31 protein-coding genes are annotated in these 25,322 nt (G+C 74.8%); 18 read left to right on the top strand and 13 right to left on the bottom strand.

All coding sequences use genetic code 11. From position 1 onward, the window contains the following. Nucleotides 1-37: 37 nt before the first annotated feature. Nucleotides 38-1,078 (bottom strand): acyl-CoA dehydrogenase family protein, encoded by a 1,041-nt coding sequence (locus ACQPX6_RS06000; protein ID WP_433786174.1) that lies wholly within the window; start codon nt 1,076-1,078, stop codon nt 38-40. Between the two features lie 70 nt (nt 1,079-1,148). Here ACQPX6_RS06000 and ACQPX6_RS05995 point away from each other — a divergent pair, with 70 nt between their 5' ends. The 4 genes from ACQPX6_RS05995 (at nt 1,149) to ACQPX6_RS05980 (ending at nt 4,479) form a co-directional block, all read left to right on the top strand. Then, nucleotides 1,149-1,868 carry a metal-dependent transcriptional regulator gene (locus tag ACQPX6_RS05995; RefSeq protein WP_433786172.1) on the top strand — a complete coding sequence of 240 codons (720 nt, stop codon included), beginning with the start codon at nt 1,149-1,151 and terminating at the stop codon, nt 1,866-1,868. Between the two features lie 84 nt (nt 1,869-1,952). Continuing rightward, nucleotides 1,953-2,183: a FeoA family protein gene (locus ACQPX6_RS05990; protein ID WP_433786171.1), complete on the top strand. Its 231-nt coding sequence runs from the start codon at nt 1,953-1,955 to the stop codon at nt 2,181-2,183. Between the two features lie 2 nt (nt 2,184-2,185). Next, nucleotides 2,186-3,079 (top strand): FeoB small GTPase domain-containing protein, encoded by an 894-nt coding sequence (locus ACQPX6_RS05985; RefSeq protein ID WP_433786169.1) that lies wholly within the window; start codon nt 2,186-2,188, stop codon nt 3,077-3,079. Further along, the gene (locus tag ACQPX6_RS05980; RefSeq protein WP_433786168.1) at nt 3,076-4,479 is read left to right on the top strand and encodes a nucleoside recognition domain-containing protein; all 1,404 of its coding nucleotides are present in this window, start codon (nt 3,076-3,078) and stop codon (nt 4,477-4,479) included. Before ACQPX6_RS05985 ends, ACQPX6_RS05980 begins: the two co-directional genes overlap by 4 nt. Before the next feature lie 151 nt (nt 4,480-4,630). Here ACQPX6_RS05980 and ACQPX6_RS05975 read toward each other — a convergent pair whose 3' ends face one another. Together ACQPX6_RS05975 and ACQPX6_RS05970 are read right to left on the bottom strand one after the other, a co-directional pair. Next, a complete protein-coding gene (locus ACQPX6_RS05975; RefSeq protein WP_433786166.1) occupies nt 4,631-5,479 on the bottom strand; it encodes a CbtA family protein in 849 nt (282 codons plus the stop codon). Nucleotides 5,480-5,507: 28 nt separating this feature from the next. After that, a complete protein-coding gene (locus ACQPX6_RS05970; protein WP_433786164.1) occupies nt 5,508-5,720 on the bottom strand; it encodes a CbtB domain-containing protein in 213 nt (70 codons plus the stop codon). Between the two features lie 159 nt (nt 5,721-5,879). Here ACQPX6_RS05970 and ACQPX6_RS05965 point away from each other — a divergent pair, with 159 nt between their 5' ends. Both ACQPX6_RS05965 and ACQPX6_RS05960 read left to right on the top strand, forming a co-directional pair. Beyond that, a complete protein-coding gene (locus tag ACQPX6_RS05965; protein ID WP_433786163.1) occupies nt 5,880-6,446 on the top strand; it encodes a histidine phosphatase family protein in 567 nt (188 codons plus the stop codon). Nucleotides 6,447-6,495: 49 nt separating this feature from the next. After that, on the top strand, nt 6,496-6,828 hold the full coding sequence (locus tag ACQPX6_RS05960) for an ankyrin repeat domain-containing protein (protein WP_433786161.1): 333 nt from the start codon (nt 6,496-6,498) through the stop codon (nt 6,826-6,828). A gap of 4 nt (nt 6,829-6,832) precedes the next feature. Here ACQPX6_RS05960 and cobF read toward each other — a convergent pair whose 3' ends face one another. Beyond that, complete coding sequence (gene cobF, locus ACQPX6_RS05955; protein ID WP_433786159.1) at nt 6,833-7,588, bottom strand: precorrin-6A synthase (deacetylating); 756 nt, start codon at nt 7,586-7,588, stop codon at nt 6,833-6,835. 35 nt (nt 7,589-7,623) lie between these two features. On the opposite strand from cobF, the gene ACQPX6_RS05950 reads away from it, so the two are divergent. Continuing rightward, a complete protein-coding gene (locus tag ACQPX6_RS05950) occupies nt 7,624-8,097 on the top strand; it encodes a hypothetical protein (protein ID WP_433786158.1) in 474 nt (157 codons plus the stop codon). On the opposite strand, the gene ACQPX6_RS05945 is transcribed toward ACQPX6_RS05950, so the two are convergent. Further along, nucleotides 8,098-9,537, bottom strand: a complete 1,440-nt coding sequence (locus ACQPX6_RS05945) for a hypothetical protein (RefSeq protein ID WP_433786156.1) — start codon at nt 9,535-9,537, stop codon at nt 8,098-8,100. 85 nt (nt 9,538-9,622) lie between these two features. Between ACQPX6_RS05945 and ACQPX6_RS05940 the strand changes: the two genes are divergently transcribed. Further along, a complete protein-coding gene (locus tag ACQPX6_RS05940; RefSeq protein ID WP_433786155.1) occupies nt 9,623-10,009 on the top strand; it encodes an ACT domain-containing protein in 387 nt (128 codons plus the stop codon). On the opposite strand, the gene ACQPX6_RS05935 is transcribed toward ACQPX6_RS05940, so the two are convergent. The 3 genes from ACQPX6_RS05935 to ACQPX6_RS05925 form a co-directional block, all read right to left on the bottom strand. Further along, complete coding sequence (locus ACQPX6_RS05935; protein ID WP_433786154.1) at nt 10,006-10,599, bottom strand: DJ-1/PfpI family protein; 594 nt, start codon at nt 10,597-10,599, stop codon at nt 10,006-10,008. The genes ACQPX6_RS05940 and ACQPX6_RS05935 overlap by 4 nt on opposite strands. A gap of 78 nt (nt 10,600-10,677) precedes the next feature. Then, nucleotides 10,678-11,841 carry an MFS transporter gene (locus ACQPX6_RS05930; protein ID WP_433786152.1) on the bottom strand — a complete coding sequence of 388 codons (1,164 nt, stop codon included), beginning with the start codon at nt 11,839-11,841 and terminating at the stop codon, nt 10,678-10,680. A 131-nt stretch (nt 11,842-11,972) separates the two neighbouring features. After that, nucleotides 11,973-12,317, bottom strand: coding sequence for a universal stress protein (locus ACQPX6_RS05925; RefSeq protein WP_433786150.1), 345 nt, complete (start codon nt 12,315-12,317; stop codon nt 11,973-11,975). A gap of 203 nt (nt 12,318-12,520) precedes the next feature. Between ACQPX6_RS05925 and ACQPX6_RS05920 the strand changes: the two genes are divergently transcribed. Then, entirely contained in the window at nt 12,521-13,168 is a 648-nt protein-coding gene (locus tag ACQPX6_RS05920) for a hypothetical protein (protein ID WP_433786148.1), read from the top strand. 5 nt (nt 13,169-13,173) lie between these two features. After that, complete coding sequence (locus tag ACQPX6_RS05915; RefSeq protein WP_433788198.1) at nt 13,174-14,187, top strand: HTTM domain-containing protein; 1,014 nt, start codon at nt 13,174-13,176, stop codon at nt 14,185-14,187. Here the strand turns inward: ACQPX6_RS05915 and ACQPX6_RS05910 are convergent. Continuing rightward, on the bottom strand, nt 14,180-14,995 hold the full coding sequence (locus tag ACQPX6_RS05910; protein ID WP_433786146.1) for a hypothetical protein: 816 nt from the start codon (nt 14,993-14,995) through the stop codon (nt 14,180-14,182). The two genes, ACQPX6_RS05915 and ACQPX6_RS05910, sit on opposite strands and share 8 nt — an antisense overlap. 31 nt (nt 14,996-15,026) lie before the next feature. On the opposite strand from ACQPX6_RS05910, the gene ACQPX6_RS05905 reads away from it, so the two are divergent. The 4 genes from ACQPX6_RS05905 to ACQPX6_RS05890 all read left to right on the top strand — a co-directional run bounded on the left by ACQPX6_RS05905 (nt 15,027) and on the right by ACQPX6_RS05890 (nt 18,151). Continuing rightward, a complete protein-coding gene (locus ACQPX6_RS05905) occupies nt 15,027-15,200 on the top strand; it encodes a hypothetical protein (protein ID WP_433786145.1) in 174 nt (57 codons plus the stop codon). Further along, nucleotides 15,197-15,826 (top strand): class F sortase, encoded by a 630-nt coding sequence (locus ACQPX6_RS05900; RefSeq protein ID WP_433786144.1) that lies wholly within the window; start codon nt 15,197-15,199, stop codon nt 15,824-15,826. Before ACQPX6_RS05905 ends, ACQPX6_RS05900 begins: the two co-directional genes overlap by 4 nt. Nucleotides 15,827-16,024: 198 nt before the next feature. Continuing rightward, nucleotides 16,025-17,350 carry an MFS transporter gene (locus ACQPX6_RS05895; RefSeq protein ID WP_433786142.1) on the top strand — a complete coding sequence of 442 codons (1,326 nt, stop codon included), beginning with the start codon at nt 16,025-16,027 and terminating at the stop codon, nt 17,348-17,350. A gap of 99 nt (nt 17,351-17,449) precedes the next feature. Then, nucleotides 17,450-18,151 (top strand): Crp/Fnr family transcriptional regulator, encoded by a 702-nt coding sequence (locus tag ACQPX6_RS05890; RefSeq protein WP_433786140.1) that lies wholly within the window; start codon nt 17,450-17,452, stop codon nt 18,149-18,151. A 4-nt stretch (nt 18,152-18,155) separates the two neighbouring features. Here ACQPX6_RS05890 and ACQPX6_RS05885 read toward each other — a convergent pair whose 3' ends face one another. Together ACQPX6_RS05885 and ACQPX6_RS05880 are read right to left on the bottom strand one after the other, a co-directional pair. After that, nucleotides 18,156-18,452, bottom strand: a complete 297-nt coding sequence (locus ACQPX6_RS05885; protein ID WP_433786138.1) for a DUF3040 domain-containing protein — start codon at nt 18,450-18,452, stop codon at nt 18,156-18,158. 62 nt (nt 18,453-18,514) lie between these two features. Then, on the bottom strand, nt 18,515-19,042 hold the full coding sequence (locus ACQPX6_RS05880; protein ID WP_433786137.1) for a TetR/AcrR family transcriptional regulator: 528 nt from the start codon (nt 19,040-19,042) through the stop codon (nt 18,515-18,517). Between the two features lie 88 nt (nt 19,043-19,130). Between ACQPX6_RS05880 and ACQPX6_RS05875 the strand changes: the two genes are divergently transcribed. Then, on the top strand, nt 19,131-20,606 hold the full coding sequence (locus tag ACQPX6_RS05875; protein WP_433786136.1) for an MFS transporter: 1,476 nt from the start codon (nt 19,131-19,133) through the stop codon (nt 20,604-20,606). 27 nt (nt 20,607-20,633) lie between these two features. Here the strand turns inward: ACQPX6_RS05875 and ACQPX6_RS05870 are convergent, their stop codons facing one another. Then, nucleotides 20,634-20,957, bottom strand: coding sequence for a putative quinol monooxygenase (locus tag ACQPX6_RS05870; protein ID WP_433786135.1), 324 nt, complete (start codon nt 20,955-20,957; stop codon nt 20,634-20,636). A 134-nt stretch (nt 20,958-21,091) separates the two neighbouring features. Here ACQPX6_RS05870 and ACQPX6_RS05865 point away from each other — a divergent pair, with 134 nt between their 5' ends. The 3 genes from ACQPX6_RS05865 (at nt 21,092) to ACQPX6_RS05855 (ending at nt 24,474) form a co-directional block, all read left to right on the top strand. Next, nucleotides 21,092-23,167: a fatty acid desaturase gene (locus ACQPX6_RS05865; RefSeq protein WP_433786133.1), complete on the top strand. Its 2,076-nt coding sequence runs from the start codon at nt 21,092-21,094 to the stop codon at nt 23,165-23,167. A 16-nt stretch (nt 23,168-23,183) separates the two neighbouring features. After that, nucleotides 23,184-24,062: a helix-turn-helix domain-containing protein gene (locus ACQPX6_RS05860; RefSeq protein ID WP_433786132.1), complete on the top strand. Its 879-nt coding sequence runs from the start codon at nt 23,184-23,186 to the stop codon at nt 24,060-24,062. Between the two features lie 277 nt (nt 24,063-24,339). Continuing rightward, nucleotides 24,340-24,474 (top strand): hypothetical protein, encoded by a 135-nt coding sequence (locus ACQPX6_RS05855; RefSeq protein ID WP_433786130.1) that lies wholly within the window; start codon nt 24,340-24,342, stop codon nt 24,472-24,474. A 5-nt stretch (nt 24,475-24,479) separates the two neighbouring features. On the opposite strand, the gene ACQPX6_RS05850 is transcribed toward ACQPX6_RS05855, so the two are convergent. Next, on the bottom strand, nt 24,480-25,268 hold the full coding sequence (locus tag ACQPX6_RS05850; RefSeq protein WP_433786129.1) for a YybH family protein: 789 nt from the start codon (nt 25,266-25,268) through the stop codon (nt 24,480-24,482). Between the last annotated feature and the right edge of the window lie 54 nt (nt 25,269-25,322).

Here is a 25,322-nt window from a genome sequence, read left to right as displayed (position 1 = left end):
CGTGAGCACTTCTTGGTGCTGGAGCACCGAGTAGTGCTCACGTGCCCGCCAGGGCACCCAGCAGCTCGGCGCGGATCTCCGGGCGGCCGGCGGCGACGAGCGTGAACGCCGCCTCGCGCGCCAGCCGCTGCGTGGGGTGCCGGGCGACCATCGCCCGGCTGCCCACCGCGACGGTCAGCGTCGCCGCCGCGCGCACCGCGAGCGCCGACGCCGCGGCGCGGGCGGCCGGCATCGCGGTCGGCTCGGCCAGGGCCGCGTCGAGGTCGTCGCGCGCGGCGTCGAGGGCCTCCCGCAGGGCCGCCGCGGCCACGGCCTCCCCGGCCTCCGCGACCATCGCGGCGCAGCGCCCGGCGACGCCGAGGGCCAGGCAGCCGTTGGTGCGCGCGCTGCCGAGCATGCCGGCGAGGAACTCCGCGCGGCTGCGCACCGCGACCACCGCGTCGTCGCCGACGAACCAGCCGTCGACGTCGAGGCGCACGGTGCGGCTGCCGTTGGCGGCGGCGAGGTCGAGGGGGTGCACGGTCACGCCATCGGCGGCGTGCGCGGGCACCAGCAGCGCGACCACGCGCGCGTGCTCGTCGTCGGCGTCGGCCGTGGCGGCGTCGCGGGCGGAGACCTGGAGCAGGTCGACGAGGCCCCACCCCGTGACCAGCGGCGCGACGCCGTCGAGGCGCCAGCCGCCCTCGACCGCGGTGGCCCAGAGCTTCGGCGGCTGCGGGATCGCGCCGGCAAACGCGACGCCGCAGCGCGTGCGACCCCGCACCGCGTCGGCGAGGTGGCGCTCGCGCAGCGTGGCGTTCGTGGTGCCGGCGAGCCCGCGCACGGTGCCGTGGTGCTGCATCCACGTGAACGTGGTGGTCAGGCACGCGCCGGCGAGGGTCTCGACCACCGCGAGGAACTCGTCGAGTCCGATGTCCGGGCCGCCGGCCTCCGGCGGGGCGGCGAGTCCGTAGAGCCCGGCGTCGGCCAGCGCCCGGAAGTGGGTCGCGGGGATCGTGGCGGTGGCGTCGACCTCGTCGGCGGCGGGCAGGAGCACCGCGCCGGCCACTTCGCGGGCGCGGTCGAGGACGTCGGACACGCTCCCGAGGGTAGGTCGTCGCGGGCGCCGACCAGCGACGTCGTCGGCCCGCGCTCGCTACCCTTCCGCCATGTCCGAGCCGGTCGCCCCGCACTCGGCGGCGGTCGACGACTACCTCAAGTCCATCTACGCCTCGGTCGAGCGCGGCGAGGGCCCGGCGTCCACCAGCGGGCTGGCCAAGCGCCTCGGCGTCGGCGCCTCGTCGGTGTCCGGCATGGTCAAGCGCCTCACCGACCAGGGCCTCGTGGAGCACCGGCGCTACGGCGGCATCCGCCTCACCGCCGAGGGCACGCGGGCCGCGCTCGCCGTGCTGCGCCGCCACCGGCTGCTCGAGACCTACCTCGTCAGCGAGCTGGGCTACGGCTGGGACGAGGTGCACGTCGAGGCCGAGGTGCTGGAGCACCACGTGTCGCAGCGGCTGCTCGACCGCATGGACGCCCGCCTCGGGCACCCGCGCTTCGACCCGCACGGCGACCCCATCCCGGCCGCCGACGGCACGGTGGCGCCCTTCGAGGGCCGACGGTTCTCCACGCTCGACCCCGGCGACCGCGGGCGGCTGATCCGCGTCGACGACACCGACCCCGCCATGCTCGCCTGGCTGCGCGAGCAGGGCCTGGAGCTCGGCATCGCCCTCGAGCTCGTGGCCCGGCGCCCGTTCGGCGGGCCGTTCCTGGTGCGTGCGGAGGACGGGGTGGGCACCCGGGACCACGACCTCGGCCCCGAGCTGGCCGAGGCTCTCTGGGTCGATCAGGTGGCGCCGGGGGTGGTCCCCCGGGAGACGGCGACGTAGCATCCGGAGCGAGAGTTCGGCCGGGCGAACTTCCGCACGACGCGGTGGCGAAGTCGCCGCCGGGACACGGACGGGGTGGCGCGCATGACGCTCGACGAGATGCCCCGCGACCGGCGGGGGATCGTGACGTCGCTGGACACCCGGGGGGCCGAGCGCCGCCGCCTGATGGACCTGGGCCTGCTGCCCGGCGCCGCGATCAGCGCCGAGCTGCGCAGCCCGCTCGGCGACCCCACCGCGTACGAGGTGCGCGGGACGCTCGTGGTGCTGCGTGACCACCAGGCCCGCACGGTGCACGTCGAGCTCGAGGAGCGCTGAGCGTGGGCGGCGCGGGAGGGGGCACCCAGGACCTCCCGACGCCGCGAGCACTCGGGGCGGCGGCGCCGGACCCGCCCGCGCACGGGAGTGCCGGGCACGCCTGCGGCTCGTGCGCCCTGTCCACCGGTGGTGCCCGCCTCGCCCGCATGGGGCTCGCGCCGGGCCGCCACGACCACGTCGTGGTCCTCGCCGGCAACCCGAACACCGGCAAGAGCACCGTCTTCAACGCCCTGACCGGCCTGCGCCAGCACGTGGGCAACTGGTCGGGCAAGACGGTCGCGCGCGCCGAGGGCGGCTTCACCTACGGCGACGCCCGCTACCGGGTCGTCGACCTCCCCGGCACCTACTCGCTGCTCTCCACCAGCGCCGACGAGGACGTCGCCCGTGACGCGCTGCTCTTCGGCCGCCCGGACGTCGTCGTGGTCGTCGTCGACGCGACGCGCCTCGAGCGCAACCTGCCCCTGGTGCTGCAGATCCGCCAGATCACCGGCCGCGTCGTCGTCGCGCTCAACCTCGTCGACGAGGCCCGCCGCCACGGCATCACCGTCGACGCGCGCCACCTGACCCGCGAGCTCGGCGTGCCCGTCGTCCCGATGGCGGCCCGTCGGGGCGAGGGCCTGCCGGACCTCCTCGCCGCCGTCGCGCAGGTCGCCACCACGGAAGACGCGCCGCCGCCGATGCGGCTGGTGCACCGCGACCGCGAGCTGGAGGAGGCGGTGGCCACGCTCGCCGACCGCGTCGCCGCGCAGTTCCCCGGGGTGCCCAACACCCGCTGGGTCGCGCTGCGCCTCCTCGAGGGCGACCCCGGCATCGAGGCGGCGGTCCGCGACGGCTCGCTCGGCGAGCTCACGCGGCCCGGGACCATGACCGGAGCGACGGTGGAGCGCGCGGGATGACCGACCTGCTCGACGAGGCCTCCCGGCTGCGGGGTGAGCTGCCCGGCGACGTGAGCGACCGCGTCGTCGAGTCCCTCTACGCCGACGCCGCCCGGCTCGCGTCCACGAGCGTCGACCGCGACGACGCGCGGGGCCGCCTCACCCTCGACCGCGCCCTGGACCGCGTGCTGACCCACCGCGTGTGGGGCTTCGTCGCGATGGGTGTGCTGTTCTTCGGCGTCTTCTGGTTCACCATCGCCGGCGCGGCGGTGCCATCGGACCTGCTCTACGTGCTGCTCGTCGAGAACGGCCACGCCTGGCTGCGCGACGTCTTCGTCGCCGCGGGCTCGCCGGCGGTCGTCACCGGGCTCCTCGTCGACGGCGTCTACCTCGCGACGGCCTGGGTGATCGCGGTGATGCTGCCGCCGATGGCGATCTTCTTCCCGCTGTTCACGCTGCTCGAGGACTTCGGCTACCTGCCCCGGGTGGCGTTCAACCTCGACCGGCTCTTCGCGCGGTCCGGGGCGCACGGCAAGCAGGCGCTCACGATGATGATGGGCTACGGCTGCAACGCCGCCGGCGTCACGGCGACGCGGATCATCGACAGCCGCCGCGAGCGCCTCATCGCGATCATCACCAACAACTTCAGCATCTGCAACGGGCGCTGGCCGACCCTGATCCTCATGGGGACGATCTTCGTCGGCGCCGTGGTGCCGCCCGCGCTCGCCGGGTTCGTGGCGGCGGGCAGCGTCATCGCCGTGGTGGTCCTCGGCATCGGCGTGACGCTCGCCGTGTCGTGGACGCTGTCGCGGACGGTGCTGCGCGGCGAGAGCTCGGTGTACTCGCTGGAGCTGCCCCCGTACCGGCCGCCGCAGCTCTGGCGCACGCTGTGGACCAGCGTCGTCGACCGCACGCTCAAGGTCCTGCGCCGCGCCGTCGTCATGGCGGCGCCGGCCGGCGCGGTGATCTGGCTGATCAGCAACATCCACCTCGGCGACGCGAGCCTCGCGGGGCACCTCGTCACCGCGCTGGGTCCGCTGGGCTGGGTGCTGGGCCTCAACGGCGTCATCCTGCTGGCCTACCTCGTGGCGGTGCCGGCCAACGAGATCATCATCCCGACGATCGTCATGCTGACGCTGACGCTCGGACCCGCCGCCTCCGGGGCCGCGCCGGGCGTGATGCTGGAGCTCGGTGACGACGCGCAGATCTCGTCGGTGCTCCTCGGCGGCGGCTGGACGCTGCTCACCGCGGTCAACCTCATGATCTTCACGCTGCTCCACCACCCGTGCAGCACCACGGTGCTCACGATCTGGAAGGAGACCCGCAGCGCGCGCTGGACGGCCGTCGCCACCCTGCTGCCCCTCGGCCTCGGGTTCGTGGTGTGCGCCTCGGTGGCCGGCGTGGTCCGCCTCTTGGGCTGACGCCTCGTGCGCGCTTGCCCGTGCCAGGGCACGGGGAAGCACTCACAGGTCGTCGGGGGTGACACGACGACGGCCCCGCCCCCGGGAAGGGACGAGGCCGTCGGGTCGCGAGGGTGTGCGCGCTATCCCGTCCTCCAGCACGGGCAAGCACTCACGAGGCGGCAGCCAAAGCGGGCTCGTCGTCGCGCGCCATCCGGCGCTCGACCAGCGCGCCGAAGACCAGCCCCAGCACGCCCCACAGCAGCGCCTGCGCCGTGATCGACGCGACGCGGAACGCGTAGAGCACGTCCGCGTCGAAGCCGGGGAAGACGATCGTGCCGGCCGGGTCGCGCAGCGGCAGCGGCGTCTCGGCGACCCGCGGGCCGCCCGCCGCGGCGTTGATCGTCAGCTCGCCGAGGCCCGGCAGCACCGCCATGAGCACCGCGGCCAGGGCGATGTACGCGGCGCCGCCGAGCAGCACCGCGTTCCACGTCCCGACCCGGGCGCGCACGGCCCGGGCCACGACCACCGCGACCGCCAGCGCGACCAGCGAGCCGATGACCATCGCCAGGTACAGCGCGGTGCGGTCGCCGATCGTCTCGTCGGCGCCCACCGCGGGCGGGCTCGCCGGGTACTTGACGAACGGCGTCGCGTAGAGCGTCAGGAACGCGGCGCCGGCGACGACCAGCGCCAGCACCCGGGGGCGCAGCGCCACGCGGCCGTGCAGCAGCGTGTAGACGACGGCGAACAGCAGGCCCAGCGCGATGCCGATGCCCACCATGCCGACCCCGAGGCCGATCGTGGCCTGGACGCCGCGGGAGACGACCTCCTCCTCGGAACCACCGGCCGGGGCCGCGCCGGCCGCGACGGCCAGCGCCTCCTCGGCCGCGCCGCGGCCCTCCTCGTAGGCGATCGCGGCCTCGATCTGCGGCTCGGCGAACACCAGCGAGAACAGCCAGGCGACGAGGCCCGCGACCGCCCCGGCCAGGACGCCGCGCAGCACGAACGACCGTGCCTCCATCAGGGAGCCCTCCTCGACCGGCCGGAGCTCAGTGGCAGGGGAAGCCGAGGAAGTGGCGGGCGTCGTGGACGAGCTCGTGGACGACCGAGGTGTCGCCGAAGACGGAGACCGCGCCCTGGTCGATGCCGATGAAGTAGTAGAGCACCAGCCCGACGATCACGGCGCTGAGCAGCCACGGGAGCGTCTCGGACGCGGGGACGGCGGTGGCCTTCGCGCGGACAACAGCACCGGCAGTGGTCACGGGCACTCTCCTGATCTTCGACGCACGACGGACGCGCCGTCCCGACGGGCGGCGAGCAGGTGCGACGCTAGGGGCCGACGATCACGCCGTCAACACCTCAGCAAGTGATGAGCTATCCGCCCTGAGCTGGGCGATCTAGGTGCTGCGAGGGAGGTCACCGTGCGTCTGCACCTGCTCACCCACGCCGCCACCGCCGCGTCGCGCCAGGCCCGCTTCCCCGCCGACGAGCCCCTCGACGACGGCGGGCGGCGGGCCGCGGGGTCGGTGTCGCTCGCCGCGCCCGACCGCCTGTGGTGCGCCCCGGCCCGGCGGTGCCGCGAGACGGCCGCGCTGGTGCTGCCCGGGCGCGCGGTCGACGGCGACGCCCCGGCCGGGCCCGCGTCGGGAGCGTGGGCCGGGCGGGCGCCGGGCGAGCTCGCCGCCGAGGACCCCGCGGCGCTGCAGGCCTGGATGACCGACCCCGACGGCGCACCGCCCGGAGGCGAGTCGCTCGCGGCGCTGCTCGCCCGCGTCGCGGGCTGGATGGACGGGCTCGACGCCGACGACGACCGGGGCCTCGCGCTGGCCGTCGTCGACCCGCCCGTCGTCCGCGCCGCCGTGGCCCACGCGCTGGGCGCCGGGCCCGCCGGACTGTGGCGCGTCGACGTGGCGCCGCTGACCCTCGCGGTGCTCACCGGACGCGCCGGGCGCTGGAACCTGCGGGCGCTGGCGCCGGCGTCCGGCTGAGCGCCGCTCGATTCGCGGCGGGGCAGCGCAGCCACCACACTGACGCCGTGTGAGCGCTGTCACCCCGTCCCCGGACGACGGGCGCCGGGCGATGACCGTCGGCGAGGCGGCGGAGTCGGGCCTCGACGACACGGTCACCGCGCTGCTGCACGTCCGGCCCCCGCCGGGCTTCGACGAGATCGACCTCGCCTTCTGGCGCGCCTGCCGCGGCGGGCACGTCGGGGCCGCGCAGATCCTCTTCCGGCACGGGGCCCAGCTCAACCGCTGCGCGCCCGGGGCCGAGTCGACCCCCCTCGACGCGGCCGTCGCGGCGGGCTCCGACGAGCTGGCGCACTGGCTGCGGACCCTCGGCGGGTCGACCGCCGCGGGCCTGCGCTACTGAGGCCCTACCGGCGTCGCACCAGGTAGGTGTCCATGATCCAGCCCTTGCGCTCCCGGTGCTCGCGGCGCGCGGCGAGGATCTCCTCGCGCACGTCGCCCACCCGCCCGGCGACCAGCACCTCGTCCGGCGTCCCGACGTAGGCGCCCCAGTAGACGGTGGCGTCGTCGTCGAGGTGCGCGAGCCCGTGGTCGCGCGAGCCGTCGAGCATGACGACGAGGTCGGCCTCGCCCGAGTCGACGGTCTCGTCGAGGACGCGGCGGGCGGGGGTGATCGTGGCGGCGCGGGCGGTGCGCGTGAGCGTGGTGCGGTGCGCCGCGGCGAGCACCGAGGGCGCGCCGAGGCCGGGCACCACGCGCCAGTCGAGCGCGACGCCCCCGCGGGCGTCGAGCCGGTGGAGCATCTCGACGGTGCCGTCGTAGATCGCCGGGTCGCCCCACACGAGCAGGGCGCACGAGCCGCCCTCGGGCACCTCGTCGAGCAGGGTCTGCTCGTAGAGCGCCGCGCGCTCGTCGCGCCAGCGCTCGGTGGCACCCTCGTAGTCGGCCGACGCCCGGTCGCGGACGGCGTCGTCCCGCTCGACCACCCGGGCTTGCGGGGCGAAGCGCGCGACGATTCCCGCGCGGATCGTGGTGAGCTCGTCCGCCGGCCCCGGCTTGTGCAGCAGGACCACGACGTCCACCCCGCCGAGCGCCTCGACCGCGTCGAGGGTCAGCTGACCCGGCTCGCCCAACCCGATCCCGACCACCAGCACCGTGCGCACCCGCGCACGCTCTCACGCCGGGCAGACTGCGCTCCGTGCGCGGCAGGTGGTCGTTCGAGCGGTCGTCGGTGGTGGCCGCCCCGCCCGACGTCGTGTGGCGCCGCGTGGTGACCCCGGCGGGCATCGACGACGAGATGCGCCCGTGGATGTCGATGACGCTGCCGCGCGCCGACCTCGCGGTCGACACCGTGTGCGTCGGCGAGCCCGTGGGGCGCGCCTGGCTGCGGTTGTTCGGGGTGGTGCCGTTCGACTACGACGACCTCGTGGTCACCGAGCTGGAGCCCGGCCGGCGGTTCCTCGAGGAGTCGTCGATGGCCAGCATGCGGCGCTGGGTCCACGAGCGGACGGTCGAGGCCGCGCCACGGGGCACGGCGGTCACCGACCGCGTCGCCCTCACCCCGCGCGCCCCGCTGGTGGTGCTCGGGCCGCTGCTGCGGCGGGTGGTCAGCGCCTTCTTCGCGCACCGGCACCGGCGGCTCCAGCGGCACTTCGGTCGCGCCGAGGCCTGATCAGGGCGCGGGGCTCTCCGGCGCGACGTCGACGGTCACCGGGATGGTCACGATCCGCCAGTCGCGCTGCACCTGGATCCACAGCGCGTGGCGCCCGGCGCGGGTGAAGGTCTGGTCGAACGCGACCTGCGGGCCGTAGGTGCCGGCCGGTCCCGCGGGGGTCGTGTCGTGCCCGTGGCCGAAGGCCGACGCCGGGTCGACCGGGTCGGGGCCACCGCCGACGCCGGGGCCGAGCTGCACGAGGTGCGCGCCCATCCCGAGCCAGCCCTGGAGGTCGGTGACCGGCGCGCCGGCCTTTGTGAACGTCACCGAGACCCGGGTGGGGCGGCCCGCGACGGCGTCGGGGACGGCGACGTCGGCGCGCATCCCGTCGACCTCCCGGACGCCCGGTCCCGGCGCCGGCACCGCGGCCGGCGCGGGCCCCGTGACCGCGAACGCCGTGCGCGCGACCTGGTGGCCGCCCTCGCCGGCGCGCTCCATCTCGGCGAACACGCCGAAGCGCCCGCCCGTCGGCGGCACGACGCGCACGACGTAGCGGCCGGGGGCGGTGCGCACGGGGTGGACGTGGGCGAGGTCGCCGGCGGGCCCGACGACCGCGAGGTGGATGAGGGCCTCGTCGTGGATGGTGAGGTCGTCCACGACGGCGCCGGTGGACCCGTCGGTGAGGTCGAGGACGAGGTCGGTCGGGACGCCGGCCCGGGCGTCGGGCCCGGTGCGCGCGGTGACGACCACGGCGCCGGACGGCATCGTGGCCATGGGCACGGGGGCCATGGGCATCGCCGCCATCCCCCCGTGACCGGCGTGCCCACCCGTGGGGATCGGGGCCGGAGCGGCGGCGGGCGCCGGCGCGGGCGTACCCCCCGGCGCGGTGATCGCGGCCGTCACGGCGACCGTCACCGCGACCAGCGCCACGGCCCCGAGACCCACCGCGAGCCGCGGGCGGGCACGCACCGCCGGGGCCAGCGCGGCGACGAGCGCCACGACGCCGAGCACCGCCCCGATCCGCACCGCCCACACCCACCCCGGCGTCGGGGCGGGCGCGGCGACGGTCAGCGGGACGCGGGCGACCGTGACCCCGTCGGCGACGACGACCTCCCACTCCCCCGGGGCGTCCGCGGTCAGCGCGACCTCGCGCGGCTGCCCGACCGGCGCGACGGGCACGGCGACCGGGCCGCCCGCGGCGGGATCGCCGCCGGGGCGGACGGCGGCGAGGGTGACCTCGCCGGGCCGGGCCTCGCCGCGGGGCAGGACGACGACCGGCAGCCGGCCGCCGCCCTCGGGCGGCGCGGTGATGGTCAGCGCCAGCTCGCGCTCGCCGAGCGAGAGCTCGACGCGCTGGACCCCGGTCGGCAGGGCCTCGTGCGCCGACGCGACGGGGGCGAGGACGGCCGCCAGCAGCGCCAGCAGCACGACCAGGCCGAGGTGTCCACGCGCTCGCACCGCCACACCGTAGGTGGCGTGCCGCGACACCTCATCACTCGCTGAGCTGTTGGTGGCCGTGATCGCAGGGAGCACGCTCTCCCGCGTGCCCGCCGACACCGACCTCGCCCGGCTCCTGGCCGGCATGGACCCCGCCCCGCATCCCGAGCCCTACGTCTTCGTGACCGTGGCGGAGCTGCCCGCCGGGCTCGTCCCGCGAGCGACGATCCGCGAGGACGAGGGCCTGTCGGCGGTGGTGACGGCCGCGGAGGCGGCGGCGCACGGGCTCGCCGGCGCGTTCCCCTGCGCGGGCATCACGCTGCGCGTGCACTCGGCGCTCGAGGCCGTCGGCTTCCTCGCCGCGATCACCCGCGCGCTCGCCGACGCCGGGATCGGCACCAACCCCGTCGCCGGGTTCCACCACGACCACCTGTTCGTGCCCTGGGACCGGCGCGACGACGCGATGGCGGTGCTGCGGGAGCTCGCGACCTAGACGGGGGGCTCGGGGTCGTACTGGATGCCGCGGCGGACCTGGCGGGCGCGCTCGATCCCGACGAGGCGCGCGACCAGGTGCAGGGCCATGTCGATGCCCGCGGAGACCCCGGAGCTGGTGACGACGTCGCCGTCGTCGACGAAGCGGTCGTCGGGACGGACCTCGATGCTCGCGTCGAGGCCGCCGAGCACGTCCAGCGAGGCGTGGTGCGTCGTCGCGGGTCGGCCGCCGAGCAGCCCGGCCGCGGCGTAGACGAGCGAGCCCGTGCAGACGCTGGTCATCAGCGGCACGTCACGGCGCCAGGCCTGCACGCGCTCGAGGTGCTCGGCGTCCTCGAGCATCTGGCGCGTGCCCCGCCCGCCGGGGTGCACGAGCACCTCGAGCGGCGGGAGGTCGGCGGCCGCGAGGTCGGGGACGATCGTCATGCCCTTCGCGCAGCGCACCGGCGAACCGTCGACCGAGAACGTCGTGACGCGGTAGCCGTCGTCGGCGAAGTTCGCCGTCCACCACGACAGCACCTCCCACGGCCCGACGGCGTCGAGCTCCTCCACGTCCTCGAACAGCAGGATGCCGAGCCAGCGTGTGTCCACCACGTCAGCGTGCCGGATCACAGGCGGCTGATCAGCCCGTCGCCTCCGCTGCGCATCGACCTCACCGCAGCACCTGGGTCACGGAGGCGGGGCGGGGGTACCGGTTCGAGCCGTGAGCAGGCCCGCCGCCGTGACGAGGAGCAGCAGCGCCAGCCCGACCAGCACCGCGGTCAGGCTGACCACCCCGAGCAGCACTCCCACGACGGCCGGCGCCACGACCGCGGCGAACGCCCCGACCACGACCACGACGGTCAGGGCCTCGCCGGAGCGCTCGGGCTCGATCTCGGCGGTCCACACGGCGAGGACGGCGGCGCCGCCCATGATCCCGGGCGCGAACACGGCGGCCGCGGCGAGCGCGACCGCCGCGGAGCCCGCGCCCAGACCGAGGACGACGAGCGACGCGGCGATGAAGAGCAGGGTGGCCGCCGCGACGCGGACGGTGCCGAACCGTGCGCACCAGCCGCCGGTCCCCAGCGCGACGAGGCCGACCACCCCGACGAGCGCGTAGAGGACGGGCGCCCACCCGGGCGCGAGGGCGGCGCGTCGCAGCATGTCGGCCGCCCAGGTGAAGAACGTCGTGACGCCGACGTGGAACGCCACGGAGAAGACCGTCGGGACCACCAGGGCGCGCAGCGCGAGTCGTCCGGCGCGGCCCGCGCGCGGCGGGGGCACGCGGGGCGTCCAGCGGATGTTGAGCAGGGCCGCCCCGGCGGAGGCGACGCCGATCGCCACCCACACCAGGCGCCAGCCGGGCACCCCGATCGCGGCCAACCCCACGAGCCCGGACACCACGAGGCCCGCGCTGGTCCCGGTGCTGATGATCGCCAGCGTCCGTGGGCGCGCGGGCAGGTCGACGACGACGGCCGCGAGGTCGGAGTACGCCGCCCACACCCAGCCGGCGGCGCTGCCGGCGAGCACCGTGCCGACGGCGAGCACCAGCGGCGACGGCGCCACGGCGGCGAGCACTCCGCCGACCAGCCCGCACGTGCCGCCGACCGTCGTCGGCGCCCGCGGGCCGAGCCGCCGGCCGACCACGGGCGCGAGGAGCAGTCCCAAGAGGTAGCCAGCGAAGGACCCGGAGGCGATCAGCCCGAGGACGGCGTCGTCGAGGCCGTCGGCGGAGAGCGAGGGGTCCCCGCGCAGCGAGGGCAGCGTCAGCCCGAACGCGTACCGGCCCATGCCGTACGCGACGCCCACCACCGCCGCGCCGGCGACGGTCAGGCGGACGGCCGGGGAGCGCACGGGGGTGAGCGTGGACCACGGAGCCGCCCCAGGTCGATCACGCAGAGCGGACAGCGCGGCGACCTCGGGGCTCGGTGACGGTTACTGGCTCGTATCCCTCGCTCAGCGAGGGATACGAGCCAGTAACCCCCTCAGGACCCCGTCTTCACCGCCAGCACCGGCACCGGGGCCTCGAGCAGCAGGCGCTGGGCGACGTCGCCGAGGAACGCCTTGCCCACCGGGCTCCGGCGGCGCACGCCGATGACGAGGAGGTCGACGCCGACGTCCTTCTCCAGTCGCTCGAGCACCGCGTCGCCGTCCTCGACCCCCAGCACGCGGTCGACGACCGTGACGCGGGCGGCGTCCGGGACGTCGAGCGGCAGCGGCCGGAGGTTCAGCGCCACCACGTCGGTGTCGCGGTGGCGGGCCTCGGCGAGCGCGCCCTCCAGGGCCGCGGTGCCCTCGTCGTCGGCGGTAACGGCCACCAAGATCGTCATGGGGTCTCCGTGCGTCGACGTAGCGTCCGTCGTCGGACATCCGCCCGCAACGATACGGCCGTTCGTCCGACCCGGTCCTCACGAATGATCGGTAACGAGGCTGGCATCAAGAGCGACACTCGCCGCGACGAGGGTGAGCCGTCGGGGCTGGTGGTCGAGCAATGGATGCAGGGCTGGCAGGACGTGGCGGAGGACCGAGTGCCGTGGGTGTCTCGACGAGCAGCGCGACGACACACGAGGAGGACGTCGACGCGTCGAGCGACCAGGCGGCGAACGACGGGGACTCGATCGCGACGGAGCACGAGGACCCGGCCGAGGCCGATGCCGGCACAGCGCGGCGTCTGGACGAGACGCCGTGGGGGCGCCGTCTGCTCACGGTGTTCCTGCTAGTGACCGTGGTCGCCATCGCGGTGTCGGTGATGCCTGCCTCGGCCATCCGCAACAGCGCGCTGACCGTGGCAGGTCCCTTCCTCCTCGCCACGGGCCTCGATCAACGGTGGGGCGTGTTCGCGCCCAATCCTCGCCAGGATTCGAGCTTCGTCGAGGCGCGGATTCTCGATGTGGACGGCACCACGACCACCTGGACAGCCCCTCCGACCAGCGGAGTGCCCGACTACTGGAACTACAGGTGGCGGAAGTACGTCGAGCAGCTATGGGGCGGCAACACCCGCGTCGAGGAGCGACACGCCTTCGCCACCTGGTTGGTCGAGAACCAACGCGCCGAGGGGCGACACCCCGTCAGGGTGGAACTGGTGCGCCGGGTCGCGGAGACGCTGCCGCCTGGGCCTGGTCCGGCTCAGGGCCCGTGGCGCGAGGAAGTGTTCTCCGTGACCACGGCGGAGGTGCGGTGAGCGCGATGGGAAAGCTCGGAACTCGCCTCTCGACGGCTCCGTTGCCACGGAGCGTGTCCGCTGCGTGGGGACGCTTCTGGTTCCTCCCCGAGTCGACGGCGCCGATCGAGCTCTTCCGCATCGCGTTCGGCGCTCTCACGGTCCTGTGGACCCTGTCTCTGGCTCCCACCCTGATGGCGTTCTACGGACCGGGCGCTGCGGTGCCCGAGACTCCGGCGCTGGAGTCCGGAGCCTGGACGCTCTTCAGCCTCATCCACAGTCCGTCCGTCATCTGGGTGGTCTGGTTCGCGACCCTGCTCGCCGCCGTCGGCGTTCTCGTGGGCTACCGCACCCGGCTGGCCGCCGCCATCGTGTTCGTCGCGATGCTCTCCTTCGAGCGCCAGGCCCCGAACGTCTTCAACACCGGGGACTTCCTGCTGCGCATGCTCGCCCTGTACCTCGCGCTCTCGCCCGCCGGAACGGCGGTGTCGGCCGACCGGTGGTTCAGCGGCGCCGCACCTATCTGGTCGTTCCCCCGTCGAGCACCGTGGGCACTGCGGCTCATGCAGATCCAGCTCAGCGCGCTCTACTTGTCCGCCGTGTGGGAGAAAGTCCAGGGGCAGCTGTGGCGAGAGGGCTCTGCGGTCTCGTACGCCTTGAGGATCGGCGACTTCGAACGCCTCCCGACGCCTTCCTGGCTGAGCGACTCGATCGTGCTGTCGGAACTGATGACATTCGGGACGCTCACCACCGAACTCGCCATCGCCATCTTGGTGTGGAACCGCACCGCACGCCCCTGGGTGCTAGGGCTTGGGGTGCTGATGCACCTCGGAATCGCGATCACGCTCGATATCGGCTTCTTCAGCGTCGCAGTGCTCACGATGTACCTCGCCTTCGTGCCGCCCGAGCGAGCCGAGGCGCTCTTGACCGGTGGACGGGATCGGGTACGAGCTCGGCGCCAGCGTCGCGTGATCCGGAGGCGACGGAGCGACGGCCCGCAGCGCGAGACGGGAGACGGCCAAGCGTCGTTATCTAACTGAGACCAAACTTTAGACATCGCTGGTCGTTGGACGTAACACAGACGGGTGAGCCGCCGACACGTCGGAAGAGGCCAGTTGATCGCCGGCATGACGCCGTGCAGACGAAGGAACGGTGGGACATGAGGACGGGAACAGGCGCTTCCAGCCGACGGCTGCTGACGGTGGGCGCCAGCATGCTGTTCGTCGCAGCACTGGGCGTCGGCCCAGCCTTCGGCACATCGACGTCGGGCACGTCGACGTCGGGCACCTCAACGTCGGGCACCTCGACCTCGGGCACGTCCACCTCGCTCACCTCCACCTCGCTCACCTCCACGTCGCTCACCTCCACGTCGCTGACCTCCACGTCGGGCACCTCGACCTCGGGCACCTCGACCTCGGGCACCTCGACCTCGGGCACCTCCACCTCGGGCACCTCGACCTCGGGCACCTCGACCTCGGGCACCTCCACCTCGGGCACCTCCACCTCGGGCACCTCCACCTCGGGCACCTCCACCTCGGGCACCTCCACCTCGGGCACCTCCACCTCGGGCACCTCCACCTCGGGCACCTCCACCTCGGGCACCTCCACCTCGGGCACCTCCACCTCGGGCACCTCCACCTCGGGCACCTCCACCTCGAGCGGCCAGTGCGCGGCTCTGCAGAACGCGCTCAACCAGGCGTCGGCCCAGTTCCAGTCCGTGCTGGACCAGATCGAGGCATCGCCGGTCGGCGCTCCCCTGGGTGCCCTGCTCGCGCAGTTGGAGACGGCCCGCGCCCAGTTCCAAAGCGCCCAGCAGGCGTTCTTCAACAACCCGCTCTGCAACGGCACGAGCTCCTCGGGCTCCTCGAGCGGTGGCAGCGTGACGGAGACCCAGTACGAGACCGACCACGGGTCGACTTACGGCCGGGCGTCGGGCACCTACAGCCCCTACGGCCGCTACGCCGACTACCAGCAGCAGCCGGTGTACGCGACGCAGGTCGGCAGCGTGCCGGTGGGTGGAGTCGCCACCGGTGACGGATCGTTCCAGCCGTGACCACTGCGGAGTCGCCGTCCACCGGCCGGTCCTCCGCCGACAAGGTCTCGTCCAAGGTCGGGATCGGGCTGGTCGTGGTCCTCGCCCTCCTGGCCCTCGTGGCCGGAATGACGTCGGGCTCCTCGTCGGACGGCGGCCCGCTCCTACTCGCGGCCTCGGCGCCGACCCGGGTGACGGTGCCGGCGATCTCGGCGAGTTCGACGCTCGTCCCGACCGGGATCGAGCCTGACGGGCAGCTGCAGGTCCCGCCGGTGGAGACCCCGATGCAGGCCGCCTGGTACGACCGCAGCCCCACACCAGGCGCGGCGGGCCCGGCGATCGTGCTGGGCCACGTGAACGGTGGCGGCAAGCCGGGGATCTTCTTCAACCTCAAGAAGGTCGAGGTCGGCCAGGAGGTCCTCATCGATCGGGCCGACGGGCAGACCGCGATCTTCACGGTCTACCACGTCGACGTCGTGCCGAAGGACAAGTTCCCGACCGCCGCGGTCTACAACGACACCTCCGAAGCCGAGCTGCGTCTCGTCACGTGTGGGGGCGCGTTCGACAGGTCCGCCGGGAGCTACGAGGCCAACGTCCTCGTCTTCGCCAGTCTCACGTCGGTCCGCCCGACCACATCGGCTCCGTGACACCGACCCTCGATCCGCCGCAGCCTGGCGGATCGAGGGTCGTCGCGCGTCGTCGTGGCAGATCCGCGCGCGGATGTGACGCCCCGGCACGTGCCTCACACAGCACGTGCCGCGTCATCCGTCTGTAGTGGCTGATACAGACCGCACGACTCCTTCACCGGACACTCCACGGGCCCGTACGAACGTTCAGGAGGTCCCGTGACCAGCACCGACGCGTCGCCCCCGACCAGCGCAACACCGCCGATGCGCCGCATCGCGATCGCGAGCATGACCGGCACGGTGATCGAGTTCTACGACTTCTTCATCTACGGCACCGCCGCCGCCCTCGTGTTCAACAAGGTGTTCTTCCCGTCGCTCGGGGCCGCCGCGGGGACGGCGCTCGCGCTGGCGACGTTCGGGGTCGCGTTCGTCGCGCGACCGTTCGGGTCGGTGCTCTTCGGGCACTTCGGCGACAAGCTCGGCCGCAAGCGCACGCTGGTGACGACGCTGCTGCTGATGGGCCTGTCGACGCTGGCCATCGGTCTGCTGCCCACGACGGGGACGATCGGCATCGCCGCCCCGATCCTGCTCGTGGTGCTGCGCATCCTGCAGGGCCTCGCGGTCGGCGGGGAGTGGGCGGGCGCGACGCTGCTGACCGCGGAGAACTCGCCGGGCAAGACGCGCGGCAAGTTCGCGCTGTTCCCCCAGCTCGGTCCGTCGCTGGCGTTCGCCCTGGCCAGCGCCACGTTCCTGACCACCGCGCTGACCATGAGCAACGAGGCGTTCCTGGCCTGGGGCTGGCGGGTGCCGTTCATCGGCAGCGTCGTGCTCGTCGCCGTCGGCCTCTACGTGCGGCTCGCCATCACCGAGACCGCGGCGTTCATGGCGCGGGAGAAGACGACGAGCACGCGCATGCCGGTCATGGAGGTGCTGAGCACCCACACGGGCCGGGTGCTGCTCGGCGCGGGCTCGACGATGGCCGTGTTCGCGTTCTTCTACATCGGCGTCACGTACCTCACGAGCTACGGCACGCAGGAGCTCGGCCTGCCGCGCACCACGGTGCTCGCGATGGGCATCATCGGCGGCCTCGTCTTCGCGGCGACCACCATCGCCGGCGCGATCCTCTCCGACCGCGTCGGGCGACGAAAGATGATCATCATCGGCAACGCGTCGGCCATCGTCGCGGGCGTCATCGCGTTCCCGATCCTCGACATCGGCACCGCGTGGTCGTTCGGGCTGGGGCTCTCGCTGGTGCTCGGGGTCGTCGGCATCGCCTACGGCCCGCAGGGCGCGCAGCTCCCGGAGCTCTTCCCGACGCACTACCGCTACACCGGCGCGGGCATGGCCTACAACCTCGCCGGCGTCCTCGGCGGCGGCGTCGTCCCGCTGATCGCCACCGCGCTGGTCGCGGGACTGGGCTCGAGCCTCGCGATCGGCCTGCTGCTCGCCGGCCTGTCGGTGGTCAGCCTGCTGTGCACGATCGCGCTGCCCGACACCAACGCCGAGTCCATCGCCTACGTCGCGCCCGCCCCCGCGCCGGCCTGATCGACCTCCGGACGGGCGTCCTGTCTGTCCCTTTCGGGACGTCCGTCCGGGTCGTACCCTGCCCTCACCCGCGCTCGGGCGGCCGGATCGAGGACAGCGATGGCTCCGCACGGCGTGCCGCCCTCCCCGACCGTCTCGCCCTTCCTGCTCGCCGAGCCCGGGCCGGTGAGCCGGCGCATCGAGGCCCTCGGCGTCCCGCGGCCCGTGCGCGCCGGCCAGCACCTCTATCGGCAGGGCGAGGCGTCGTCGTCGTTCCACGTCGTGGTCAGCGGCCGGGTCCGGGTGCACATGCTGCGCCCCGACGGCACGGTGCGGGTGATCTCGTGGGCCGAGCCGGGCGCGAGCCTGGGCGAGGGCGTCTGCTTCGACGGCGGCCTCAACCAGGTGTCGGCCACCGCGCTCACGCCCTGCGAGGTGCTCGCCGTCGGCCGCGACGCCCTCGTCGCCGCCGCCCGCGACGACCCGGAGCTGCTCGTCGAGGTCGTGCGCCGGGTCTCCCACAAGCAGCGGGTGCTGCACCTGCACGTCTTCCTCGACGGCCTGCCCGCCCGCGAGCGGGTGGTCCTGCTGCTCGGCCACCTCGTCGAGGCCTACGGCGACGGCGCGCTCGGGACGTCGGCGCGCCTGTCCGTCCGGCCGCCGGTGGACGAGCTCGCGCTCATGGTCGGGCTGACCCGGGTGACGCTGAGCCGCGAGCTCTCGCGCCTCGTCGCCGAGGGCGTGCTGGTCAAGGACGGGCGGCACATCGTGGTGCGCGACCTGGCGACGCTGCGCCGCCGGGTCGACGCGGTGGCGGTGTAGGCGCTCAGACCCGCAGCGGGCGCAGCCGCCGCAGCACCCCGCGCACGGCGAGCGGCGCCCCGACCGGCAGCAGCAGGCAGCCGGTGGTCCCGAGCAGGACCAGGGCCGGGGCGCCCGCCTGCAGGCCCAGGGCCAGCGGGATCACGCCGAGCAGGACGGTGGCGGCGAGCCCGAGCAGGACCATGAGCTCCCCGGCGCCGAAGCCGCCGGCGGGCTCGCTCACGCGCCGGACGAAGCGCGGGTCCTGGCGCTCGAGAGCGCGCACGATCTGGGTGTAGGCGTCGGCGGCCTGGTGCTCCACGACCTCCGGGTGGGCAGGAACGTCGCCCGGGACACCGTGTCCTCGGCCACGGACACCCGTGCTCAGCGCGGCGAGACCCGCCGCAGCACCTCGTCGATCGCCGCGCCCAGCCCCTCGCTGGAGTCGCCGACGATCGCGCGCAGGTAGATGCCGTCGCCGACGGCGGCGACCAGGTCGGCGGACAGGGGGTCGCCGAGCTCGTCGGTGAGCGCCGTCCGCCAGCCGGCGAGGCAGCGCCGCGTGGCCTCGGCGGCGCGGGGCTCGGTGGGCGCGAGCTTGATCAGCGCCACGGTCGACCGGTACACGGGGCTGCCCGCCACGGGCTCGTCCACCGAGGTGCGCAGGTAGTACCGCGCGACGCCCTCGGGCGCGGCGCGCGCGGCGGCGAGGTCGTCGTCGTTCAGGCCCCGTGCGCGCTCGAGGAGGCCCTCGAGCAGGGCCTCGCGCGAGCCGAAGTGGTAGAGCAGCCCGCCCTTGGACACGCCGGCGGCGGTCGCCACGGCCTCGAGCGTGACCGTCTCGGGGCCGGAGGTCACGACCAACTCGGTGTAGGCGTCCAGGATGCGGTCGCGCTGTGACGGGCGAGGCACGACGTTGACACTAGACCGTCCAGCCGGTGTAGTTTCGACCTCGTCCGAAACTGGACCGTCTGGACGGTCCACTCTCCTGGGAGGCGTCATGTCCCGCCGGTCGCCCTGGGTCGCGCTGGCGGTCCTGGTGCTGCCCGTGCTGCTCATCAGCATCGACATGACGGTGCTGGGCACCGCGCTGCCCGCCCTGGCCGAGGACCTGCGACCCGGCGCCGCCGAGCAGCTCTGGATCGTCGACGCCTACTCGTTCGTGCTGGCCGGGCTGCTGGTCAGCATGGGCACGCTCGGCGACCGCATCGGCCGGCGCCGTCTGCTGATGTGGGGCGCCGCGGCGTTCGGCGTCGCCTCGGTGCTCGCGGCCTTCGCGCCGACGGCCGGGGCGCTCGTCGCCGCGCGCGCCCTGCTCGGCCTGGGCGGGGCGACGCTCATGCCCTCGACGTTCTCGCTGATCAAGACGGCATTCCCCGAGCCGCGCCGCCGCGCCACGGCCGTCGCCGTCTGGTCCGCCGCGTTCTCCGGCGGTGCCGCCGCGGGGCCGGTGGTCGCCGGCGTGCTGCTCGAGCACCTGTGGTGGGGTTCGGTGTTCCTCGTCAACGTCCCGGTGATCGCCGTGCTGCTCGTCCTCGGGCCGCTCGTGCTGCCCGAGAGCCGCGACCCGCACCCCGGCCCGTTCGACCTGCTCTCCGCGGTGCTCTCGCTCGTGGCGATGCTGCCGCTGGTCTACGCGCTGAAGACCGTCGCCACCGAGGGCGCGACGCTCGGCGCGGGCCTCGCCGCGGCGCTCGGCGTCGCCGCCGGTGCGGTGTTCGTCCGGCGCCAGCGCCGCCTCGCGCACCCGCTGCTCGACCTCGCCCTGTTCGCGCGGCGCTCGTTCTCGGTGTCGGTGACCGTCAACCTGCTCGGCGTCTTCGCGCTGGTCGGGCTGCTCCTGCTGCTGCCGCAGTACCTGCAGCTCGTGCTCGGCATGGGCCCGCTGGAGGCGGCGCTGTGGATGCTGCCCGGCTCGGTGGCGGGCGTCGCCGGGGCCCTCGGCGGCGCGCGGCTGGCGCGCCACCTCAGCGCGCCGGCGCTGGTCGGACTGGGCCTCGGCGCCGCGGGCGGCGGGCTGCTCGTCGTCGCGGCGGTCGGCGGCCTGGCCGGTGTCGTGATCGGCTTCGTCCTGCTCGGCGGCGGGGTGGCGCTCTCCGAGGCGCTCACCAACGACCTGATCCTCGCCGCCGCCCCCGCCGACCGCGCCGGGGCCGCGTCGGCGATCTCCGAGACCGGCTACGAGCTCGGCGGCGCGCTGGGCACGGCGGTGCTGGGCAGCATCGCGGCCGCGGTGTTCACCGGACGCACCGGCCAGGAGACGCTCGGCGGCGCGTTCGTGGCCGCCCGCGACCTGCCGGACGAGGCGGGCACGGCGCTGCTGGCGAGCGCGCGGGAGGCGTTCGCCGCGGGCCTTCAGGGGGCGGCGGTGCTCGGGGCGGCCGTGCTGGCGCTCACCGCGCTGGGCGCCTGGCGCCTGCTGGGCCGGGCGCGGACCGACGAGGCCGCGCCCGACCGCGAGCCCGCCGCCGTGTGACGGCGAGCGCGCAGCCGGACTCGAGGGTCAGCGGGGCTGGACCTCGCCCATCTCGCCCCAGCCGTCCTGGTCGACGCCCTGGACATTGATGATCTTCGGCGCGGTGGACACCCAGTCGGGCGCCTGGTCCACGAACTTCTTGAAGTGGTCGGACTGCACGTGCGCCTCGCCCGCGTCGTCCTGGAACGCCTCGACGAGCACGTAGGTGTTGTCCTCGGAGAGGTGGCGCGCCCACTCGAAGAAGATGTTGCCGGGCTCCTGGCGGACCGCGTCGGTGAACTCCTGCACCAACGACGGGAACTGCTCGGCGTACTCCGGCTTCACCGTCCACTTGACGTTGATGAGGATCAACGGGGGCTCCCTCGATGTCGGCGGGTCTGCGGGCGGTGGTCATCCTCGCGCGCCGGAGCACCCCGCCGCCACGGTCGTTGCTGAGACAAAAACTCGTACTTGTCTCAGTAGCAGCGGCGACCTACCGTCGATGCATGTCGTCCGAAGCCCCGCCCCGCCGCGTGCTCAGCGAGGACGAGGCCGCGGCCGTGCGCCGCGGGGTGCCCGATCCGGGCATCCCGCTGCCCGCCGTCGCCTGGCCCACCGTCGCGCTGTGGGCCGGCTCGCTCGCGCTCTGGCTCGGGGCGACCGCGCTGGCCCTCGCCGCGCTCGACGGGAGCGTGAGCCGCTGGTGGCTGGTCGCGAGCGTCCCGGCGCACGCGCTGGTCACCTTCACGATGTTCACGGTGCTGCACGAGGCGACGCACCACGCGGCCGGACGCCTGCGCGGGGTCAACGAGGTGCTCGGACGCCTCGCGGTGCCCTTCGTCGTGGCGTGGGCGACGTTCCCGCTCGTGCGCTACATCCACATCGAGCACCACCGGCACACCAACGAGGACGTCCTGCTCGACCCCGACGCGTGGGTCGAGGGCGGCCCGGTGTGGCAGCGCCCGCTGCGGTGGCTCGCGATCGACGGCTGGTACTTCCGCTTCTACGGGCCGCGGATGCGCCGCCGCCCGCGCGGCGAGGTGGCCGGCGCGCTCGCGACCCTGGCCGTGGTGATCGGGATCGCGGTCGCCCTCGCCGCCACCGGCCACGGCCTCGCGCTGGTGGTGGTCTACCTGCTGCCGCAGCGCCTGGGGATCGGCGTGCTCGCCTGGTGGTTCGACTGGCTGCCCCACCACGACCTCGGCGTCACCGCCCGCACCGACCGCTTCCGCGCGACCCGCGTGCGCGTGGGGCGCGAGTGGTTCATGACGCCCGTGATGCTGTACCAGAACTACCACCTGGTGCACCACATCCACCCGACCATCCCGTTCTACCGCTACGTGCGCGCCTGGGAGAACACCCGCGACGACTACCTCGCCCGCGACGTCCCCCTCGCGACGGCCTGGGGCACCGAGCTCACGCCCGCCGAGTACCGGGCCTGGCGCGGGCTCACCGACGGGATGGACGCGCCCTCTGGCGAGGTCCGGTCCGGCTTCCACCGGCTGCGGGTCTCCGAGGTCAAGCGGCTCACCCCGGACGCCGTCGCCGTGACCTTCGACGTCCCCGACGAGCTGGCCGCGACCTTCGCCCACCGGCCCGGGCAGCACGTGACGGTGCGGGCGTGGCTGGAGGGCGACCACGGGCCGGAGCGCGAGGAGGTCCGCCGCACGTACTCGGTCTGTTCGGCCGCAGGGTCCGGGGTGCTGCGGATCGGGATCCGGACCGTCGACGGCGGCCGCTTCTCGACCTGGGTGGCGCGCGACCTCGCCGCCGGCGACACGCTCGAGGTCGCGGCGCCCGCGGGCCGTTTCACCCCGGAGCCGCCCGCCGGGCTGGCATCGGGACGGCGCCTGGTCGCGGTGGCCGCGGGCAGCGGGATCACGCCGGTGCTCCCGATCGTCGCGGGCGTGCTCGACGCCGAGCCCGCGACGCGCTTGGTGCTGCTGCTGGGCAACCGGGACGCCGCATCGACGATGTTCGCCGACGAGCTGTCGATGCTGGTGGCGCGGGCCGAGGGGCGGCTGCGGCTGGTCCACGTGCGCTCGCGGGGTGCGGACGTGCCGGACCACCGCCCCGACGACGCCGCACGCTGGGAGACCGTCGAGGCCGGGCGGCTGGACGTCGACCGGGTGCTCGCGCACGTCGGGCGCCCGGACGACGTCGACGGCTGGTTCCTCTGCGGGCCGGAGGCGCTGACCGACACGCTGGTCGACGGCCTCGGCGCGCGCGGGGTCGACGGCGCGCGGGTGCACCGCGAGCACTTCACCTCCGTGGCGCCGACCGGGCCCGTCGAGGGCACGACCGCGGCGGGCGTGAGTGTCGTGCTCGAGGGCCGCACCACCGAGGTCGACTGCGGGCCCGACGAGGCGGTGCTCGACGCGGCGCTGCGCGCGGGCCTCGACGCCCCGTACTCGTGCGCCGGCGGGGCGTGCGGCACCTGCGTCGCGACCCTGCGCACCGGCACCGTGCACATGGCCGTGCACCACGCGCTGACCGAGGCCGAGGTCGCCGGCGGGCGCATCCTGACCTGCCAGTCGCGCCCCACCAGCGACGCCCTGACCGTCGACTACGACGACGCCTGAGGCCAGACTGGCGCCCGTGGACGACGCCGGGACCAGCAGCGACGGGCGGTCGGGGCACCCGGCCGGGCCGCTGCGCGGCCACGTCGCCTACCACGGCTACGACCTGCGCGGCGGGCCGCCGGGCACGCACCGCGGCCTCCCCTCGCCCTACCTGACACTGATCGTCACCTTCGACCGCCCGCTGATCATGCGGACGCCCGACGGGGGGCTCGTGGAGCGCGCGGTCGCGCTCGGCGGGCTGCACACGACGCCCGAGACGATCGTCCACGACGGCCGGCAGTCCGGGGTCCACGTGGTGCTCGACCCCCTGGCCGCGCGCGCCCTGCTCGGGCGTCCCGCCGCCGAGATCGCGGGCGTGACGGTCGACGGCGACGAGGTCCTCGGGACCCTCGCGCGCGAGGTGCAGGAGCGTGTGGACGGCGCCGAGGGCTGGGCCGGGCGCTTCGCCGCGCTCGACGACGTGCTGCTCCGCGTGCTCGGCGCCGTCTCGCCCGGGAGCGCCGCCGGCCGTCCCGTCGCCCCCGAGGTGCGCCACGCCTGGCGTCGCGTCGTGGGCTCGGCCGGCACGGTGCCGGTGCGCGCGCTGGCCGACGAGGTGGGCTGGAGCGAGCGCCACCTCGGCCAGCGCTTCCGCACCGAGATCGGCGTGGGCCCGAAGGTGGCCGGACGCATGGCGCGCTTCGACCGTGCCCGCCGCCGCCTCGCCGCCCGGGCCGCCGCCGGGGCGCCGCTCGGGCTGGCGGACCTCGCCGCCGAGGGGGGCTACGCCGACCAGGCGCACCTGTCCCGCGAGTTCGGGGCGCTCGCCAGGTGCTCGCCGACACGCTGGCTGGCCGAGGAGATCGGGAACGTCCAAGACGCGAGGGCCCTGCCGGCGGAGGATCACCGACCATGAGCGACACGCCTCCCCCGCAGGTCTGGCCCACCTTCGCCGCGCACGACGCCCGCGCCCAGATGGCGTTCCTGACCGACGTCCTCGGGTTCGTCGAGGTCGTCAGCTACGCCTCCGACGACGGCGTCGTCCAGCACGCCGAGCTGGCGTGGCCCGCCGGCGGCGGGGTCATGATGGGCCAGCAGCGCCCGGACGCCCGCGGCCGCGCGACCCCGCCCGGCGCCTTCACCGCCTACGTCGTCGTGCCCGAGGCGGCCGAGTCGACGCGCTCGCCGAGCGGGTGCGCGCCGCCGACGGCGCTGAAGTGCTCGACGAGCCCTACGACACCGGCTACGGCTCCCACGACGTCGCGATCCGCGACCCCGAGGGCAACCACTGGCAGTTCGGCACCTACCCGGGTGCGCCCCGGCCCTGAGCGGCTCAGCCCGGGGGCGCCGGGAACGACAGGTGCTGGTGGACCATCCGCCAGCCCTGCTCGGTGCGCCGGAACACGCGCGTCCCGCGCGAGCGGACGGTCTCGGCCTCGCCCGGGGTCAGCTCGTCGATCCCCCACGACACGGCCAGGTCCCCGCTCGCGACCACGCGCAGGTCGGGGATCGCCCAGCGCACCGGGTCCGGCGAGGCCTCGAGCCCGGCGCGGCAGACCTCGCGCACCTCGTCGATGCCGACGTAGGCCATGGCGCCCTCGTGCTCGTAGGACACGATGTCGTCGGCGATCGGCGCGGTGAGGGCGTCGAGGTCCCCCGCGGCGGTGTCCTCGGCCCAGCGGCGGTGCACCTCGCGCACGGCGGCCTCGTCGTCGGCGGCGATCGGGGTCTCGTCGGGGAACGAGTGGTGCTCGTGGGCCACGACCCAGCGCCCGCCCTCCTTGCGCAGGCCCAGGGTCAGCCGCAGGCGCCGTGACGGGTGGGCGGCGAGCTCGCCCGGGGTGTCGCAGCGCAGCAGGGCGTGCGCGAACGCGACGTCGGTGCCGGCGGTGACGTCGAGCTCCACGATCTCGAAGCAGGCGCCGGAGGCCTGCCAGCCGAAGAACGGCGGCCACGTCGCCGCGTACCCCGCGATCCCCCGCACGCCGTCGTGCGGCGGCGGCACGTCGAACATGACGATGTCGGCGGCGTGGTCGGCGAGGACGGCGTCGAGGTCCCCCGCGTGCACCGCGTGGGTCCAGCGCTCGATCAGCGCCCGGATGTCCTGCTCGTCGTCGGCCATGGCGGTCCTCCTCGGGTGCGGCGTGCTCTCACCCGGGGGAACCGCCGCGGGGCC

The organism is Actinomycetospora sp. CA-101289 (assembly GCF_050955895.1).
In the GTDB taxonomy this organism is placed as follows: domain Bacteria; phylum Actinomycetota; class Actinomycetes; order Mycobacteriales; family Pseudonocardiaceae; genus Actinomycetospora.
The sequence above is the reverse complement of the archived record's forward strand: the minus strand, read 5'-3'. Positions and strand labels throughout refer to the sequence as shown.

Bases quoted from the DNA above. Each gene is read 5' to 3' on its own strand.
- ACQPX6_RS05995 (WP_433786172.1), top strand. From the start codon at position 1,149: ATGTCCGAGCCGGTCGCCCCGCACTCGGCGGCGGTCGACGACTACCTC.
- ACQPX6_RS05990 (WP_433786171.1), top strand. From the start codon at position 1,953: ATGACGCTCGACGAGATGCCCCGCGACCGGCGGGGGATCGTGACGTCG.
- ACQPX6_RS05980 (WP_433786168.1), top strand. From the start codon at position 3,076: ATGACCGACCTGCTCGACGAGGCCTCCCGGCTGCGGGGTGAGCTGCCC.
- ACQPX6_RS05975 (WP_433786166.1), bottom strand. From the start codon at position 5,479: ATGGAGGCACGGTCGTTCGTGCTGCGCGGCGTCCTGGCCGGGGCGGTC.
- ACQPX6_RS05925 (WP_433786150.1), bottom strand. From the start codon at position 12,317: ATGACGATCTTGGTGGCCGTTACCGCCGACGACGAGGGCACCGCGGCC.
- ACQPX6_RS05915 (WP_433788198.1), top strand. From the start codon at position 13,174: ATGGGAAAGCTCGGAACTCGCCTCTCGACGGCTCCGTTGCCACGGAGC.
- ACQPX6_RS05890 (WP_433786140.1), top strand. From the start codon at position 17,450: ATGGCTCCGCACGGCGTGCCGCCCTCCCCGACCGTCTCGCCCTTCCTG.
- ACQPX6_RS05875 (WP_433786136.1), top strand. From the start codon at position 19,131: ATGTCCCGCCGGTCGCCCTGGGTCGCGCTGGCGGTCCTGGTGCTGCCC.
- ACQPX6_RS05865 (WP_433786133.1), top strand. From the start codon at position 21,092: ATGTCGTCCGAAGCCCCGCCCCGCCGCGTGCTCAGCGAGGACGAGGCC.
- ACQPX6_RS05850 (WP_433786129.1), bottom strand. From the start codon at position 25,268: ATGGCCGACGACGAGCAGGACATCCGGGCGCTGATCGAGCGCTGGACC.